Origin of the sequence: Bacillus cereus group sp. BfR-BA-01355 (assembly GCF_022663675.1) — a bacterium.
Lineage (GTDB): Bacteria > Bacillota > Bacilli > Bacillales > Bacillaceae_G > Bacillus_A > Bacillus_A thuringiensis_S.
Window position 1 is genome coordinate 1 of the sequence record NZ_JAKUFY010000268.1, and the last position, 975, is coordinate 975.

The following is a 975-nucleotide window of genomic DNA, read 5'->3' on the forward strand; positions in this document are numbered from 1 at the left end:
AGGTTCATCATATGCATAGAAATCTCCCATGACACGTTCTTCCCCATTTAAGTTAATCCAAACTGGACCTTCCCATGTTTCAATCTTCCACCAGCCATTATCTCTTTTTTCCATGACTCCTACATTTTGAGCACCATACTCTGATCCGCCATTTGTTTTAGCTGAATTAAAAGATGGTTCTTTATACCCATAGAATGATTGATTCACGTATTCTGAACTATTAGCAGCGTGAGTTACCATACCGAATGTCGAGATAGATAGAATAAAAAACAATAAGATTCCTATACTTTTCTTAAACATAAAAATATCCTCCCTTTTATTTTGTCTAATATATAATTTTCGAAGCAAAGAATAGATATATCCTATTTCATTATTTTAATTCTCACTTTTTTACGTCCCCATTCACGTGCTTGCTTTTCTGTAGGAAACAGAACATCAATTTTATTGCCTTTAATAGCCCCACCTGTATCTCCCGCAATTGCATCACCGTATCCTTCAACCCAAACCTTTGTTCCTAGTTTAATAACTTTAGGATCAACTGCAATTAACTTGATGTTAGGATTTTTTCCTATGTCTATTCCGGCCGCCGTAATTCTTTCATGTGGTGGACTACCTTCTACGCTGTATGCAGTAGCTTCCACGTACAATTCTATGCCTGTATCTTCCACATTTAAATTAATCCACTTGTCGCCTTCCCATGTTTTAATCTTCAACCATCCACTAGGTGTCCCATCTATTATTCTAAAATTCTGTGGACTATATAATGCTCCAGCGTTTGCTTTGCCTGAGCTAAATGAAGGCTCGTTATACGCATAGAATGATTGATTTATGAATCTTTCTTCTCCATCTAGATTCATCCATTTCTCGCCTTCCCATGTTTTAACCTTCAACCATCCATTAGGTGTCCCATCCACAACTCTAAAATTTTGTGGACTATATACTGCTCCAGCGTTTGCTTTAGCTGCATTAAATGAA

The 975-nt window shown here is 36.8% G+C and carries 1 protein-coding gene and 1 pseudogene; both read right to left on the bottom strand.

Going from position 1 to position 975, the window contains the following annotated elements:
* Positions 1-300 (bottom strand): annotated as a pseudogene (locus tag MR167_RS31510) (hypothetical protein); the annotation flags it as partial.
* A gap of 62 nt (positions 301-362) precedes the next feature.
* Positions 363-975 (bottom strand): 3D domain-containing protein (locus tag MR167_RS31515; RefSeq protein WP_242316234.1); only part of this gene is annotated, 613 nt, incomplete at its 5' end.